The sequence below is a fragment of the Flavipsychrobacter sp. genome (assembly GCA_041392855.1).
Taxonomy (GTDB): Bacteria; Bacteroidota; Bacteroidia; order Chitinophagales; family Chitinophagaceae; genus UBA5543.
In genome coordinates this window covers 2,878,735-2,894,308 of record JAWKLD010000001.1, presented here as the reverse complement: position 1 = coordinate 2,894,308, position 15,574 = coordinate 2,878,735, and the positions used below count along the sequence as shown (strand labels likewise).

The window sequence follows — 15,574 nt, the reverse complement described above, 5'->3', positions numbered from 1 at the left end:
CTAACCCTAACTAAAACACTATAATATGAAACGATTTAATATCACGTTATTACTGGCTACAGTTGTAATGTTTCTAGTCAATACATGCTATGCACAAACTTGGAATAAGAAATCTGACTTCCTAGGTGGAGAAGTACATAGTGCATACAGTTTTGGACTCAATGGGAAAATATATGTAGGTGGTGGAGAATTAAGCAGTGGTAATCGTACCAGTAATTTTTATGAATATGACCCTGCCACAGACAAATGGACTCAAAAATCTTCACTACCAGGAGGCAGCATGGCTGAAGGCGTAGCATTTACTATAAATGGAAAAGGATATATTGGTTTGGGCAAGGCAGGAACCACCTACTCAAAAAGCTTATGGGAATATGATGCAACAAACGATACTTGGTCTCAAAAAGCTGATATGCCTTATTTCTCTGGCGTTTTTAGAAGTAGATCCTTTGTTGTTAACAGCAAGGCATACATACTAGTTGGTACTTCATCAAATTTTGTAGCACAAAATGACATGTATGAATACGACCCTGCAACAAATACTTGGACTCAAAAGGCAAACTACCCAGGAGACCTAAGGCCCGACTTACCTTTCACATTCGCAATAGGGAACAAGGGATATGTAGCCAGTGGAGAAGTAAATAAAGTAGGTGGTGGTGGTAGAGAAATGACTAAAAAAGTATACGAATACGACCCAACAACAGATAAATGGACACCAAAGGCAGATTTCTCAGGAGACCCAAGACATATGGGAGTAGCCTTTGTGTACAATGGCATGGCATATTGCGGACTTGGTACATATCGCGATGCAAGTTTCCAATCTGTATATCTGGACGACTTTCAGGTATACAACCCAACGACAGATTCATGGTCTTCAGCAGCAGCATACCCTGCTGGTAAATTGAGAAGGGCAACTGCTACAGTAGTTGGGAATAACGCCTATGTAGGCACAGGAGATGGACCAGGCACTTCAAAAAGTTGGTACGAATATGGTCTACCACTTAGCATTACTTCGCTCGGAACAAGCAATAACCTAGCAGTATATCCTAACCCGAGCAAAGGGCTTCTAACCCTTAATCAAAAGGGCATAGAACATCAAAAATATGATATCTATAATACTCAAGGGCAAATTGTAAAGTCAGGAAATATTCCTGCAAACAAAACTATAGATATAAAGTCTTTAGCAATTGGCACTTACATACTTCAAGTATCAACTAAAAAAGAACTACTAAAAGCGCAGATTATGATTAATGACTAGTAGTATTTCAGAGGGCAGTAAGTATAGAAGTCGTTCACAATCTTGTGGGCGGCTTTTTACTTATAATGCCATGATATTTTCATTTCACTATTTTCATCATCAATGGTGTGTAACATTAGTGCAGCATATACTTTGCGCTTATCATCAAAGTCACTAGCCTCTATATAAATAGCTCTTGTAGTGCTATCCTCCTTATCATACAACTTGAATTTAGCTATACTACTTTTGCTATCAATAGTATAGTAAGTAGCATCAGCAGTAGTACAGTCATATAAAGTATCTACTTGCTCTTCTATAGGGTTGCTGAAGTTTTGTTTCAGATCATTATATACTACAAACAATTCTCTATCACTACTAAAAGAATAGAAAGATGCATAATTGTTGACCTGCTCTACAAGAGGGTCACTAGTTCTAAAAATATTGATAGCCCTACTCCTATAAAATATAGTATTAGCAGAAAGGTAATTAGGTACCATTTGCTTTTTGGGCAGCATTACACCCCAAGATTCATTTCCATTACCCATAACCTTAGTAACACTAATATTACCTAGCATTGAAAATGACCTATTATCAATCTTTACCTGCTTTCTATCCGCATGTTCTTCAGATACAATTATAGTATTACCATAATTATCTGAAAAGAAATATTTAGCTGCCAATTCTGCTCTCACTCCTACTTCCGTTCTATATTTTGAATAGAACTTAGTCGCCTCAACATTCTCAATATATTTATGTGCTGATACAGACAGATCGGAAGCTGAATAAATACTCATAAGATTCGAGAAGTGAGTCACTGCAATATTACTTAGTCCATGCTTGTAGTAGCCTGCTAGCGAATTGACTAAAAAAACTTGATGGTAGTTATCAAATGAATTGTATGTGTACTGTGAATAGTATGGGCTTAGATCACTATTCATTTTTGCTTTAACAATCGTAATACTTGTATCATTTTTATTATTAAAACAGGTGGCTAGATATCTATTAAAAGTATTAGGGTACTCTACATATTTTATCAGTTTAAACGTCATATTAACCGAACCATTGCTAGCCATACTAGCTCCGGAAAAACCAATATCATCATAATCTTTATACCCTAGATCAGCTACCATTTCCCTTGTTTGGTTATGGTTTTTATCAAACCTATATAATACTACTTGTTCTTTAGTTTTTTCATCTATGAAATCTCTGAAATTTTTCATTGTTACTACGGCATAACCATCTGCTTTTTTATGATGTAACACATAAGACAATGCTTTCTTTTGAAAACTTTCTGATACTATTACTTTGTCTTCATGGAGTAATGCTCCTGTTTTACTGTCAAAATGTAACCTTACCAACGTCTCTTTATTATCCACATGTGCCGAAAGAAACAATATGGCTTCTCCATTCACTTCAAATAATCCGTCAAAGCTTCCTCTTTCAAAATCTCTTGGTCTCACCACTTTAGTGACATGCCTTCTGCTTGACACTTCCTTTCTACTACTATCAAATACTTTTACAACAATAGGAATTCTTGGCTCCATATGGAACAACAGGGTATTACCATTGCTCATTTGTAACAATTTATTCCAACCTACTGTTGGTATCTCTATTGGTGCACTAAGTTCATATTTCGAAAATTGCCCTTTACTAATTACTGGGCTAAGTACTACAAAAAACAAGAATACTAAATACTTCATTGGGGTTTGTTTGGATACTGCAATGATATAACATCATACAGTTTTATACTAATTAAGAATAAAAAAAAAGCCCCTCGAAAATGAGGAGCTTTTTATTTAACTACTTCTATATTATGCTTCTTCCATATAAGCCGAAACAGGCTCACATGTGCATATTAAGTTTCTATCACCGTGTGTATTATTAACACGACCAACAGTTGGCCAGAACTTATTGTTTTTCACCCACTCTAACGGGTAAACAGCTTCTTCTCTGCTGTAACTTCTGTTCCAATCGCTACTAATAGCAACAAACTGAGTATGTGGTGCATTCTTTAAAGGATTATCCTTTGCATCAGCTTTACCTTCTTCGATCGCTTGTATTTCTGCACGTATTTGCAACATCGCATCACAGAAACGATCTAGCTCTGCTTTATCCTCACTCTCTGTTGGCTCTATCATAATAGTACCAGGTACAGGGAAACTCATTGTTGGTGCATGAAAACCATAGTCCATCAAACGCTTTGCTACATCTTCTGCTTCCACTCCTGCAGTCTTTTTGAACGGGCGTAGGTCTACTATAAATTCGTGTGCACAAGTACCTCCACTTCCTGTATATAATATCTCATAGTTATCCTTCAAGCGGGCACGCATGTAGTTAGCATTTAAGATCGCATATTCAGTAGAAGCCTTCAACCCTCTAGTACCCAATAAGCGTATATAAGCATAAGAGATCAACAAAATACTTGCAGAGCCATAAGGTGCAGCTGAAACCGCTCTTCCTGCTTTTTCACCAGTCTCCATAACGTGAGAAGGCAAGAATGGTGCTAGGTGTGCTTTAACACCAATTGGTCCCATACCAGGACCGCCACCACCGTGCGGTATAGCGAAGGTCTTGTGTAAGTTCAAGTGACATACATCAGCACCGATCAAACCCGGAGCAGTCAAACCTACTTGAGCATTCATATTGGCGCCATCCATGTATACTTGTCCACCATGCTGATGTACTATGTCAGTTATCTCTTTTATGGTCTCTTCATACACACCATATGTAGATGGGTATGTAACCATAATACCTGCAAGGTTATCTGCATGCTCTGCAGCTTTTGCCTTAAGGTCAGCTACATCTATATAACCATTCTCTAATGCTTTTACTACAACAACCTTGTAGCCAGTCATTACCGCCGAAGCCGGGTTAGTGCCATGTGCTGATATAGGTATCAACATCACATCTCTATGCCCTTCACCTCTACTTTCGTGGTAGCCACGTATAGTCAACAAACCTGCATACTCTCCTTGTGCACCACTATTAGGTTGTAAGCTACATGCATCAAAAGCAGTAATCTCACACAAGTATTCGGCTAGTTCTTTTACTATTTGGTGATAACCACCTGCTTGATCAGAAGGAACAAATGGATGCATTTTACTCCAGTGAGGCCAGCTTAAAGGCATCATTTCTGTGGCAGCATTCAGCTTCATCGTACAAGAACCCAATGAGATCATGCTTGTATTCAAGCTTAGATCTTTGTTCTCCAAATACTTCATATAGCGCATCATTTGCGTTTCGCTATGGTGGCTATTAAATACCGGATGTGTTAAAAATTCTGAAGTACGAGTAACAGCTGTACCAATATTAGTTAATGGATGATCATGATCTATTGCAAAGCTAACAGCGTCATCACCACCAACGATTACATTAATTATATCGAACAGATCAGAAGTTGTTGTTGTCTCATCAAGAGAGATACCTACTAATGCGTTATCAGCAAAATATCTGAAATTGATCTGCGCATCTTCTGCCACTTTTCTTACAGCAGCAGCGTCCTTTACTTTCACAACTATAGTGTCAAAATAAGAAGAAGATACTAACTCAAAACCATGCTCTGTAAGCTGGTTCGCCAATGTTTGTGTTAGCAAGGTAACACGCTTAGCAATATTAGTTAATCCATCAGGACCATGATATACCGCATACATTGCAGCCATGTTAGCTAGTAATGCCTGCGCAGTACATATATTAGAAGTTGCTTTTTCGCGCTTAATGTGTTGCTCACGTGTTTGCAACGCCATTCTTAATGCCTTATTGCCATTAGCATCAATACTAACACCTATTATACGTCCTGGTATTTGACGTTTAAAATCTTCTGAACAAGAGAAGAATGCTGCGTGTGGACCACCAAAACCTAATGGAACTCCAAAACGCTGAGCAGACCCAAAAGCAACATCAGCACCTAGCTCGCCAGGAGGTGTTAATAAGGTTAGCGCCAACAGGTCAGTACCCATAGCCATATAAGCACCAGCATCGTGAACTTGCTTGATAAAATCACGGTAATTCTCAACAGATCCTTTATCATTAGGGTACTGCACAAGAGCACCAAAATAAGTTTCATCAATAGTAGCAGTTCTATAATCACCAAACACAACCTCTACGCCAATAGGTGTTGCACGTGTGATGACCACATCCTTTGTTTGTGGATATACATCGTTGTCTACAAAAAACTTAGGTCTTGTGATATTTACGCCTTTATTCAAACTACTAAAGAACATAGACATTGCCTCTGCTGCTGCAGTAGCCTCATCCAGTAAAGAAGCGTTTGCTAATGGCAAGCCTGTAAGATCACTTACCATAGTTTGGTAGTTTAGCAAACTTTCCAAACGGCCTTGAGATATCTCTGCCTGATAAGGAGTATACGATGTATACCAACCCGGATTCTCAAATATATTCCTCAAAATAGCACTAGGCGTGTGTGTATCAAAATACCCTTGCCCAATGTATGTTTTGTATAATTTATTCTTTTGTGATACTTCTTTCAGCATTTCAAGATAGCCTGCTTCACTTAGTGCAGTAGGCACATCTAAAGGTTTATCCATGCGTATCGCACTAGGCACCGTTCGTGCTATTAGCTCCTCCATATCGGAGATACCAATAGTGTTTAGCATTTGCTGGGTTTCGTTCTCGTCAGGACCAATATGGCGTGGCGTAAACTCTCTGTTTTGCTGAGAAAAAATGTTCATAAAATACCTTAGAAAATATTAAGAATATGCAAAGTTAGCTTGATACTAGTTAATTGCAAAACATCTAATTTTTTTATTCTATGTAGGTATTCCGGACAAAATCTTCACATATACGGAATAAGAGCTATATAATGATGCGATTTTCAATTAAAGAAAGTTCATTTATTCCATAACACCTTCTTTGATCTCGGCCCACAATGCTCTGTAGCATATAGCAGCATAGCTAGACGGGGCAAAGGTTTCAACAGGAGCATTGTGTACGCCCATGCGCTCTATATCAGACAAATTGGGTATATAGTGTTCAAAAAAGTGCTGATTTTTATACAGATCGTTCATTACATCCTTATGCATATTCTTTCGAATATCCACCATACTGAAGAAACACATCAATTTCTCCAAACCTACCTTCTTGTTCTCAAAATACTCACTTACTATCTCGTAAGTACGTAAGGATAGCGTTGTAGGTATTACGGGCATGAACACAGCATCGGACGCATGAAAAACATTATTAGCCAGTTCTGAGAAACTAGGAGGACAATCTATAAATACAAAGTCATAATCTTCCTCCACCTGTTTCAACAGTTTTTTCATTTGCTTTTTAGAACCACTGGCATCATTTAAAAGTATATCCAACTTGCGAGAAGACATGTCAGCAGGGATGATATCCAAACTGTGGTAATCGGTGGCTCTTATTGCTTCATCAATATCAATATCTCTATTGATGACTTTCTTTGAAGCATTCTTGGACTTTGGTTTAGAGCTAAAATAATAACTAGCAGCACCTTGCGGATCTAGATCCCATACCAGAACATTATAGCCGTCCTTTGCCGCCAAATAAGCCAGATTAACACAAGATGAGGTTTTACCTACTCCTCCTTTCAAATTATATAATGATGCTACAAACATAGATTGCTACTTATTTACATGGAGAGAAAGTAAAGCTAGCACATCACTAAGGTTTTAACAATCTTTCATTGTTAAGTTTCTACGTCTTCTTTCTTTGGAGTGTTCCCTATATCGAACAGCTTATAGGATAGCTCCAATGCACCTTCTTCTGGTTTTTGATAAGATATAGTATCCTCTTGTACCACAATGTTACCATCAGCACCTTTTGTGGTGTATATGACCTTGTATTTATCTTTTGTCTTTGAAAAGGATAAATATACCTGCGGTATGCCCTTTTCATTTTCTTTCCAGTCAATGTTACAATCTCTTAGGCGCTGAATCAGCTTTTCATCAACATCACCCGCGAGATGCAGATTCATACTCATCTTTAACCCTGAAGTAGGGATAAGCTCAGGATAGAATTGATACATTTTATCCATCCATAGTTGATAACGAGCAACATCTTCCTTTTCCTTAGCACAAGTAGCGGCTGCTTCAAACACTCTCGCTAAAAATAATTGCTCATACTCTTCATCTATATTACTGTCCTGCAATATCTCATCAAGAATAGTTTGGGCTTTGGTGTAGTTACCTTTCTCTATCTGTAGTTTAGCTACAAAAAGCTTAAAGTACTTTCTAATATAACGCCTATCATCACTTTGGGCTTCTTCATTAAATTTTTTCAGGAAAAAATCTGTGCTAAAATCCTTTATCAAGTACCAAACCTCATCCCAGCTTATAGTACTTTCTGTAGAAAAAAGTTTGTACACTACTCTATCACGCTCTGGATTTTTAGCAAATTGGTTAATGATCAAAAACTGTTGTGTATACAACTCAGCTTTCAAACCCGCCATAGTTAATAATACTGAAGGGTTATACCACCAATTACTATTCTCGAATTTTAGGCGTTCTATCTCCGCCTGTTTGTTCATCAACTTCAACATCTGCACGCTGAAGTCGTAATGCGACTGGCCTAATGTAGTACCTATATGCAGCTCTTTAAACTCTGCCGCTTTGTTGGTATATCTTTCTGCCTCTTTGTATTGACCATCATAATACATCAACCTGCCCAGAGCGATATTATACCAACCAAAACCAGGTGTAGAACCATTAGCTCGTATCATATCTTTTATCAGTTCTATACCACTATTCTGCTCCCCTTTATATATGCTCAATATAGAGCGGTAATAGGCCCATTCCTTTAGTCTTTTATCACCTGCGTCTTGCGCAACTGCTTTTTTATACTCCGACTCTGCTTCTCTAAAGTCTCCGCAAATAGTTCTAAAGGTTGCATAATTATTATGAGGGAAAATACCACTACCTTTCATCTTGTTATAGTAGTACGCTGCAGAATCTATATTTAACGCATAACTGTGCAGTATAGACTTGTAATGATATACCGACATCCTTTCCTGTTTCTCATAACCCGGTTGAAATATTTGACGATTAACCCATTTGTCTTTCTGTATCCTTCTTAAACCCGAATCCAAATACTTATTGGCTAAGGCTTCATTTGCATCTATTGAATTTTTAAGAAAGGGATATTTTTCATTCGTGTAGTATCTGTTCCTATGTACGATCCACCCCAAATAGTTGTAGGCATCCATGTAGTAATCTCTTTGGAATCGCCATTTCAACACCCTTCTTAGTAGCGCGTAGGTCTCTTTAGGCTGCTCCATATTCTCATAGCAGTTCTTTAAGTAGAGTGCTATCATGGTATAATCTAAATGGAAACGATAAACAGGATAATACGTCATTAGGTCTGACGTGCGAGTAGCCAACTCTTTTCTATAGTCTCGCTCCATAACGGCGAGTGCTCTTTCTAATGGAACGGATGCATTCTTATATCCTAAGTAATCTGCAGCATGGTTGTATTTATACACCCCTTCATACATCCAGCCAACATAGTAAGTACTATCTATTCTTTTAAACTCGCGGGAACGAGGCAATGCGTCTTCGCTATTGATATCAGAACCAATACGCTTGGCTTCTATCTCATATCGTTGCGCTGCTTTTCTTTGAGCAAGGGATTGTGCCAATAACCTATTGCTGCACATGACCAATACACATGCACAAAAGGCTATTGTCAACTTACTTGTTCTGAAAAAAAAACTCATTACTGAAACTACTGGTCGTACAATTTCAACTTCGCTAAACGCTCTCTTTCCTTATTGATTATACTCTTTAATGCGTTTTGCTTTCCTTCTTTATTACGGTACATCAACCTATGTTCTAAAACACGGTAAGCAATATCATTTACATCATCTTCTATAACAAATGTCCTACCCTTTACCAGTGCATATGCTTTCAAACATTTCAAGAAGGCTATACCACTACGTGTAGAGCAGCCAAGTGTAATATCTTCATGCGTACGTGTATTGCGTACAATGTTACTCACTGCCTTTACTATCTCTTCATGCACAAAAACATTTTCAGCCTCGGTACGCAGTGCCAAAATATCTTTCATGCTCAATACTTGTTCCAAAGAGGTTAGATTTTGAGCAATGTTCAAATAATCGTTATAAATGTCTATTTCCACATCTTCATCTACATAACCGAAATATATCTTCATATAAAAACGGTCGAGCTGTGCAGCTGGCAAAGGATAAGTTCCTTCCATCTCTACAGGGTTCTGTGTAGCAATGGTGAAGAACATATCTTCCAGTTTCAATGTAGTATCACCGGCAGTTATTTGATGTTCTGCCATAGCCTCTAATAAGGCACTTTGTACTTTGGGAGAGGCGCGGTTGATCTCATCCGCCAATAGCACATTACAGAAAAGTGGCCCCTTTTTAAATATGAACTCTTTACTATTATCATCAAAGATATAAGTACCTATCAAGTCCATCGGCAAGAGATCAGGAGTAAACTGAATACGCTTGAACGACACATGTTGTTCCTCCATACTACCGCTGATACATTGCGCTAATGTTTTAGCTAGTACCGTCTTACCAGTACCAGGGTTATCTTCCATAAGAATATGTCCTCCCGCAAGCAAACATGTAATAACACTCTCTACCTGATTGCGCTTACCCCTTATCACCTTTTCTATCTGCGCTATAAGACTTATTATTTGCCCAGACGCAGTAGCGGGAGTAGTTGGTTCTTGCAATGAATCTATTTCCGTTGGTTCCATAGTTACAACAGTACTTTTTACAAGTTTACTGATTTATAGTACTTAGATAATATTTGTTTACTATAATTTTTTGTGAAAACAGCTTAGCTCTTTTTACTCTCCAACCGTACCACAGGCACTATCATTTCCTCTAGCGATATACCTCCATGCTGAAAAGTATCCTTATAATAATTCACGTAATGATTATAATTATTAGGGTAGCAAAGGAACACATCCTCTTTTGCAAAAATGAACGAAGAGCTAATATTCGATTTAGGCAACCCAACTAGTTTAGGATCTCTAAATGCCAATACATCCTTCTTTTCAAACTGCAAGTTTTTACCCTGCTTGTAGCGAAGGTTGGTAGTCGTATGCCTATCGCCAACACACTTACTAGGGGTCTTAACCCTAACAGTACCGTGGTCTGTTGTCACCATTACCTGAATATCTTTATCCGCTATCTTTTTCAAGGCTCTGAATAATGGAGAGTGTTCAAACCAACTAACTGTAAGCGAACGATAAGATATCTCATCTCCCGCTAGTTCTTTAAGCACTTCCATTTCAGTACGCGCGTGAGACAGCATATCAACAAAGTTGTAAACCACAACTGTTAGATCATTATTAAGGTAGTTATGTATCTCGTCTTCCAGCTGTTTACCATTTTCGTTATTGGTTATCTTAACGTACTTCGATTTAAGTCCATCTAGCCCCAAAGACAACAACTGGTGTTTTAAGAATTCTTCTTCGTATAAATTCTTACCACCCTCATCATCATCATTCTTCCATTCATTTCTAAAGTTCTGCTCAATATCAACCGGCATCATACCTGCAAACAGGGCATTACGTGCATACTGTGTCGCAGTTGGCAGGATACTATAAAACAGATCTTCATCAATGATTTTATAGAACTCTGTCAATATCGACTCAAATGCTTTCCATTGGTCTAAGCGCAAATTGTCTATAACAATTAAAAATGTAGGTCTCCCTTCTTTTAAGTACGGTGCTACTTTTTTAGCAAAAAGTTGGTGCGACAATATTGGCCCTTCGCCATCTTTTATCCAGCCTTCATAGTTCTTAGAAATGAATTTAAAGAACTCTGTATTTGCTTCCGCCTTTTGGCTTTGCAGCACCTCCATCATTCCTCCGTCACTATCACTTTTGCTCATCTCCAGCTCCCAATACACTAGTTTTTTATACAACTCTTTCCATTCTTCATGGTCGGGATTGTTAGACAGCGCCATGAACAAATTCCGAAACTCTTGTTGATAAGCAGTAGTGGTTTTTTCAGACACCAATCTCTTAGAATCTATGATCTTTTTCAAAGCCAATAATACCTGATTAGGGTTCACCGGCTTGATTAAATAATCTGAAATTTGCCCGCCAATGGCCTCGTCCATTATATTCTCTGCCTCATTCTTAGTGATCATTACTACAGGCAATGAAGGTTTCACCTCTTTTATCTTAGCCAGCGTTTCCAAACCCGTAATACCCGGCATACTTTCATCCAACAATACTACATCTACAGTATTATCTTTTAAGTATTCGAGCGCATCATAACCATTGGTCAATGCTGTCACTTCATACCCTTTGTTTTTAAGAAAAAGGATCTGCGATTTTAGCGATTCAATTTCATCATCTACCCATAAAATATCTCCGTGTGTATCTGCCATATAGTGCTTGAGGTTGTGTTGTACTTAGTAATTCCTAATTACAACTAAAAATACACTTCTATATTGTTAAGCAGGTTGTTTTAACGCAAGTTTTACAACTATATTTATGGTCTATTATTATTTACTACTATGTCTGTACTAATAAGAGCTGCTGTAGAAGCAGACTGTCCCGAGATGATGACCCTCATAAAAGAATTAGCCTTATACGAAAAAGCACCTGATGAGGTCACTGTGAGCATGGAGCATTTTAAAGAAAGCGGTTTTGGGCCAAAACCTGTTTGGTGGGCACTTGTAGCCGAGGCAGACGGACGTATTGTTGGCTGCGCCATATACTATATCAGATACTCTACATGGAAAGGGCAGCGCCTTTATTTGGAAGACCTAATTGTAACAGAAGAGTGGCGGGGCAAGGGTATTGGCAAGAAGTTGCTGGACGAACTAATAGTGGTAGCCCAAAAGCAAAATTTCAATGGCATATTATGGCAAGTACTAGACTGGAATGAGCCTGCTATTAATTTCTACAAAAAATACAATGCAGATTTTGATGGAGAATGGATCAATGTATCCATCAATGTTTAGTACATGTAGTAATTCTCTTTGATATAAGAAGGGCACTTATATACTTTCAACTGAAAGGAAAGTGTTACCATAAAAGTCATATACTGATCTTTACTGGCACTATTCCCTCTTTGCTTACCTTGTCTGCCTAGTGGCACATTACTTACTTCCAAAGAGCGGTCTTGCAGTGCAAATGCAGGGCTTGGATAAGCAGGGTCGGATTCAAAATTTTGTGCTCCGGCATAAGTAGTGCTTACGTCATCCATGTAGTCTGTAAGTGTTAGCCTGTTAGCTATTTCAAAACCTAGATTTACACCTGGCTTTATCCAATATTTAATACCTGCTCCCACAGGAAAACACATACTGAGCTTATTGTACGTCTTACCTAAACCAACATTTTGACCTTCAGTACCTAGAGGACGTAAATATTGGCGTCTTCCTTGATAAATAGTGTATGGATTGTAGTAAAAGATACCTACACCTCCTGTCAAATATGGTGTAAACCTTCCTTTTTCATTACCAGTGAAAAATCTAAAGAAGTTAAACTCGGCTTGAACAGCAGCTTCAACTATATCGCTACGAAAATTAAGGTTCCTTGTCTTATTATAGATATTGCTGGAAAACTTATCATCATACCCCACCTTTGTATAGGCAGCTCCTAAACGAACTGCAATAAAAGGGTTCATATGAAAACGTGTGAACACGCCAAATGCGGGACGTACATATTTAAATCCATAATTCTCATTTAGATCACCAAAATACTGTGCACCACCTAGTGCTACACCATATTCTTCTCCACTGTAAAAGCTCTGTGCTTTTGTGTTGTAAGATAAATGTGTAATTAATAAGATCGCTATTGCTATGTATTTCCGCATTGTACTATTGAAGTAGTAATAACTATAAATATAAGATTATTATTGTCTGTTTACCTAGTATTAATTTCGTCTGTCGACCCCCCAGTATAGCTTCTGTCTTAATGTTTTTAAGAAATTATGCTCGTCTGGCCTCACCAAAGATATAGTAAAGGCTTCTTTTTTCACAGCCAGTTGAATATTGCTATCTATTGTCTCCATTCTTGAGTCGAGCGTGCAAAGAAACTGTTCTGCCCGTCCTTCTATCTCAAAAGAGATCACATTATCATCGGGTACAATTATAGGTCTGGTATTCAAATTATGTGGTGCAACGGGTGTGATCACAAAGCTAGATGCTTGAGGAAAGACAACAGGCCCGCCACAACTCAAAGAATAACCTGTAGAACCAGTTGGGGTAGATACGATAAGACCATCTGCCCAGTAGGTATTCAAGAATTCACCATTCAAATAGGTATGTATCTTGATCATTGAAGATGAGTCCTTTCTATGAAGTGTAAATTCATTAAGCGCAAAAGTATCACCATCAAATAGCGGCAAATTAGAATCCAGATGTAAAAGCGTTCTTTGCTCCAATGTATAAGAACCTCTTACCAATGATAAAATAGCTTGCTCTACCTCCTCTTCAGGTATTACTGCCAAGAAGCCCAACCGACCTAAATTGATACCAATAAGTGGTATGTTTGACGAGCCTACAAAACTGACCGTATCCAGCATTGTTCCATCACCCCCAAGACTGAAAAGCATATCTGTATTGGAGGGCAGGTCGTACTTACTGGTAAATAAGTTTAGTTTATCCTTAAGCTCTACATGAGCTTGTATACGTTCATAGAAATCCTTGTAGAAAACCATTTGTATACCATGCTCTTGCAACAAGGTGATGATATGCTGTATTCTATGTATGTCTTGCTCTTCGAATGTGCGATTGTATAATGCTACGAGCATAGTAGGATTGCTATTTAGAAGTTTAGAAAGTGATATTACTCACTACTCAGGTGCAAAAATAGTCCTTTTTCGCCCAAATGGTTAAATGTGTACTCTAACCTTAACTTGAAATCATATGCAGAAACCACATCCAGCCCAAAGCCTGCCGAATAAAGCATTTGGTTATTCAGGCTGCTATTTCCCGGAAACTTATTCCGTCCATAGCCTACATCGGTGAATATTTTGGGGTAAAGCCTTACAGGCAGTACTGAAATATAACGTATCGGTATTTTTCTGATGGCTGTATTTAATAGCTCATATTTGAAGTTGTTCCTTATTAGCCCATACTGCGACCCGTCAATAACATAATACTCATACCCTCTAACATACTCTTCGTCAATACCCATAGCACTCCTGTAGGTATAAGGCTGGTCTTCAGGAAAGGTTAAACGCCCACGCACTATACTCGAATAGAACCACTTTCTTCTTATCTTCTTAAAATAGCCTGCCTCTACAGCCAAGTATGCCTGAAAGGTCATACCTTCTATACCAATACGCACATCAGAGTTAACCACGGTTTTAAACCCTTCCAAAGGGTAATTCCAATTGTCCACCTTATTGAGGTCATATCTATAGCCAAGCTCTATCAATTTCAGCACCCTACTATTATTCTCATAGTATTCAGGATTTAATAAGAGGATAGTATCACCCACCCTATGGTTTCTATAACGTAGCTCAAAAAGGTGTCTTGATGCATATCTTGGCCGATATACATAATTACCCGCTACTTCAAACTCTTTGATCACGTATGTGCCCGGTGTTCTGGCAAATAACCATTTGTTACTATCTGTGGTATAATATTTTTCCTCATTCTGAGCTAGAAAAAAGGAAAAGCCAAAGCCATGTTTTTGCTGTTTATCTACATAAGGGCGGAAGTAGTCTATACCAAAACGCTGCGTATAACCTATTTGAGCTGTGATGCTAAGCTGTTCCAGATTACCTCTAAAGTTCCTATCCTTTAACGTTACACCTATATTCGCCCTTCTTATATCATGGTTCTGTTCCTCCCACCATACATTGAAGTTCCTGTCTGCTAACTTGAAGGTGAATTCAGGTATGATATACCATTGCTCCTTTACAATTATCGTCCAGTCTACAGTATAGGTGTCCACAGTATCTACTCTTATAACGGCTTCGGTAAAGAGAGATAGATTAAATACTCTTTTCCTGTTCAGTTCAGTTACTTCAGCCAGTTTATTATTAGCCACATAAGTATCCGGAGAAATGCTTAGTTCTCGATATATAATACTGGCTCTGGTCTTTCTATTCCCTTCTATATTGATAAACCTTACCAATATTTTCTCAGCACCGGAAGAGTCTCCGCTTCCCACCACAGCATCTATACCTCTTCCCTGACCGAAAGCAGCCAAGGGTAAGAGTAGTACTAGAAAGAGGAAATATTGACTTTTAATCATTTATATGCAGCTGCAAGATAATATGCTTTATCAAGTCGTAAAAAAAAGACTTACAACACAACCATTTAACATATCACCCTGTCTATTATTCAGATACGTCAGCACCACTCCTATTATTGTAAAAGGAGATAATAATGACGCTAATATGATTGACAG

General features: G+C 38.2%; 11 protein-coding genes. 2 read left to right on the top strand and 9 right to left on the bottom strand.

Going from position 1 to position 15,574, the window contains the following annotated elements:
• The first annotated feature begins 25 nt into the window (after positions 1-25).
• Positions 26-1,255 (top strand): kelch repeat-containing protein, encoded by a 1,230-nt coding sequence (locus R2800_13330; GenBank protein ID MEZ5018034.1) that lies wholly within the window; start codon positions 26-28, stop codon positions 1,253-1,255.
• 56 nt (positions 1,256-1,311) lie between these two features.
• Here R2800_13330 and R2800_13325 read toward each other — a convergent pair whose 3' ends face one another.
• From R2800_13325 to R2800_13300, 6 genes are all read right to left on the bottom strand, one after another.
• The gene (locus R2800_13325) at positions 1,312-2,934 is read right to left on the bottom strand and encodes a hypothetical protein (protein ID MEZ5018033.1); all 1,623 of its coding nucleotides are present in this window, start codon (positions 2,932-2,934) and stop codon (positions 1,312-1,314) included.
• A 111-nt stretch (positions 2,935-3,045) separates the two neighbouring features.
• On the bottom strand, positions 3,046-5,922 hold the full coding sequence (gene gcvP, locus R2800_13320) for an aminomethyl-transferring glycine dehydrogenase (protein MEZ5018032.1): 2,877 nt from the start codon (positions 5,920-5,922) through the stop codon (positions 3,046-3,048).
• A gap of 162 nt (positions 5,923-6,084) precedes the next feature.
• Positions 6,085-6,828, bottom strand: coding sequence for a ParA family protein (locus R2800_13315; protein ID MEZ5018031.1), 744 nt, complete (start codon positions 6,826-6,828; stop codon positions 6,085-6,087).
• 71 nt (positions 6,829-6,899) lie between these two features.
• Complete coding sequence (locus R2800_13310; GenBank protein ID MEZ5018030.1) at positions 6,900-8,924, bottom strand: hypothetical protein; 2,025 nt, start codon at positions 8,922-8,924, stop codon at positions 6,900-6,902.
• Positions 8,925-8,932: 8 nt separating this feature from the next.
• Positions 8,933-9,943, bottom strand: coding sequence for a MoxR family ATPase (locus tag R2800_13305; protein MEZ5018029.1), 1,011 nt, complete (start codon positions 9,941-9,943; stop codon positions 8,933-8,935).
• An 83-nt stretch (positions 9,944-10,026) separates the two neighbouring features.
• Positions 10,027-11,592: a PglZ domain-containing protein gene (locus R2800_13300; GenBank protein MEZ5018028.1), complete on the bottom strand. Its 1,566-nt coding sequence runs from the start codon at positions 11,590-11,592 to the stop codon at positions 10,027-10,029.
• Between the two features lie 129 nt (positions 11,593-11,721).
• Here R2800_13300 and R2800_13295 point away from each other — a divergent pair, with 129 nt between their 5' ends.
• Positions 11,722-12,171 carry a GNAT family N-acetyltransferase gene (locus tag R2800_13295; protein ID MEZ5018027.1) on the top strand — a complete coding sequence of 150 codons (450 nt, stop codon included), beginning with the start codon at positions 11,722-11,724 and terminating at the stop codon, positions 12,169-12,171.
• On the opposite strand, the gene R2800_13290 is transcribed toward R2800_13295, so the two are convergent.
• From R2800_13290 to R2800_13280, 3 genes are read right to left on the bottom strand one after another with little or no spacing between them, the layout of a single operon-like run.
• On the bottom strand, positions 12,168-13,025 hold the full coding sequence (locus R2800_13290) for a DUF6089 family protein (GenBank protein MEZ5018026.1): 858 nt from the start codon (positions 13,023-13,025) through the stop codon (positions 12,168-12,170). The genes R2800_13295 and R2800_13290 overlap by 4 nt on opposite strands.
• A gap of 60 nt (positions 13,026-13,085) precedes the next feature.
• Positions 13,086-13,964: an NAD kinase gene (locus tag R2800_13285; protein ID MEZ5018025.1), complete on the bottom strand. Its 879-nt coding sequence runs from the start codon at positions 13,962-13,964 to the stop codon at positions 13,086-13,088.
• A 35-nt stretch (positions 13,965-13,999) separates the two neighbouring features.
• On the bottom strand, positions 14,000-15,418 hold the full coding sequence (locus tag R2800_13280) for a hypothetical protein (protein MEZ5018024.1): 1,419 nt from the start codon (positions 15,416-15,418) through the stop codon (positions 14,000-14,002).
• Positions 15,419-15,574: the final 156 nt, after the last annotated feature.

Coding starts and splice junctions, on each gene's coding strand:
- gcvP (MEZ5018032.1), bottom strand. CDS start 5,922: ATGAACATTTTTTCTCAGCAAAACAGAGAGTTTACGCCACGCCATATT.
- R2800_13310 (MEZ5018030.1), bottom strand. CDS start 8,924: ATGAGTTTTTTTTTCAGAACAAGTAAGTTGACAATAGCCTTTTGTGCA.
- R2800_13305 (MEZ5018029.1), bottom strand. CDS start 9,943: ATGGAACCAACGGAAATAGATTCATTGCAAGAACCAACTACTCCCGCT.
- R2800_13325 (MEZ5018033.1), bottom strand. CDS start 2,934: ATGAAGTATTTAGTATTCTTGTTTTTTGTAGTACTTAGCCCAGTAATT.
- R2800_13330 (MEZ5018034.1), top strand. CDS start 26: ATGAAACGATTTAATATCACGTTATTACTGGCTACAGTTGTAATGTTT.
- R2800_13280 (MEZ5018024.1), bottom strand. CDS start 15,418: ATGATTAAAAGTCAATATTTCCTCTTTCTAGTACTACTCTTACCCTTG.
- R2800_13315 (MEZ5018031.1), bottom strand. CDS start 6,828: ATGTTTGTAGCATCATTATATAATTTGAAAGGAGGAGTAGGTAAAACC.
- R2800_13290 (MEZ5018026.1), bottom strand. CDS start 13,025: ATGCGGAAATACATAGCAATAGCGATCTTATTAATTACACATTTATCT.
- R2800_13285 (MEZ5018025.1), bottom strand. CDS start 13,964: ATGCTCGTAGCATTATACAATCGCACATTCGAAGAGCAAGACATACAT.
- R2800_13295 (MEZ5018027.1), top strand. CDS start 11,722: ATGTCTGTACTAATAAGAGCTGCTGTAGAAGCAGACTGTCCCGAGATG.
- R2800_13300 (MEZ5018028.1), bottom strand. CDS start 11,592: ATGGCAGATACACACGGAGATATTTTATGGGTAGATGATGAAATTGAA.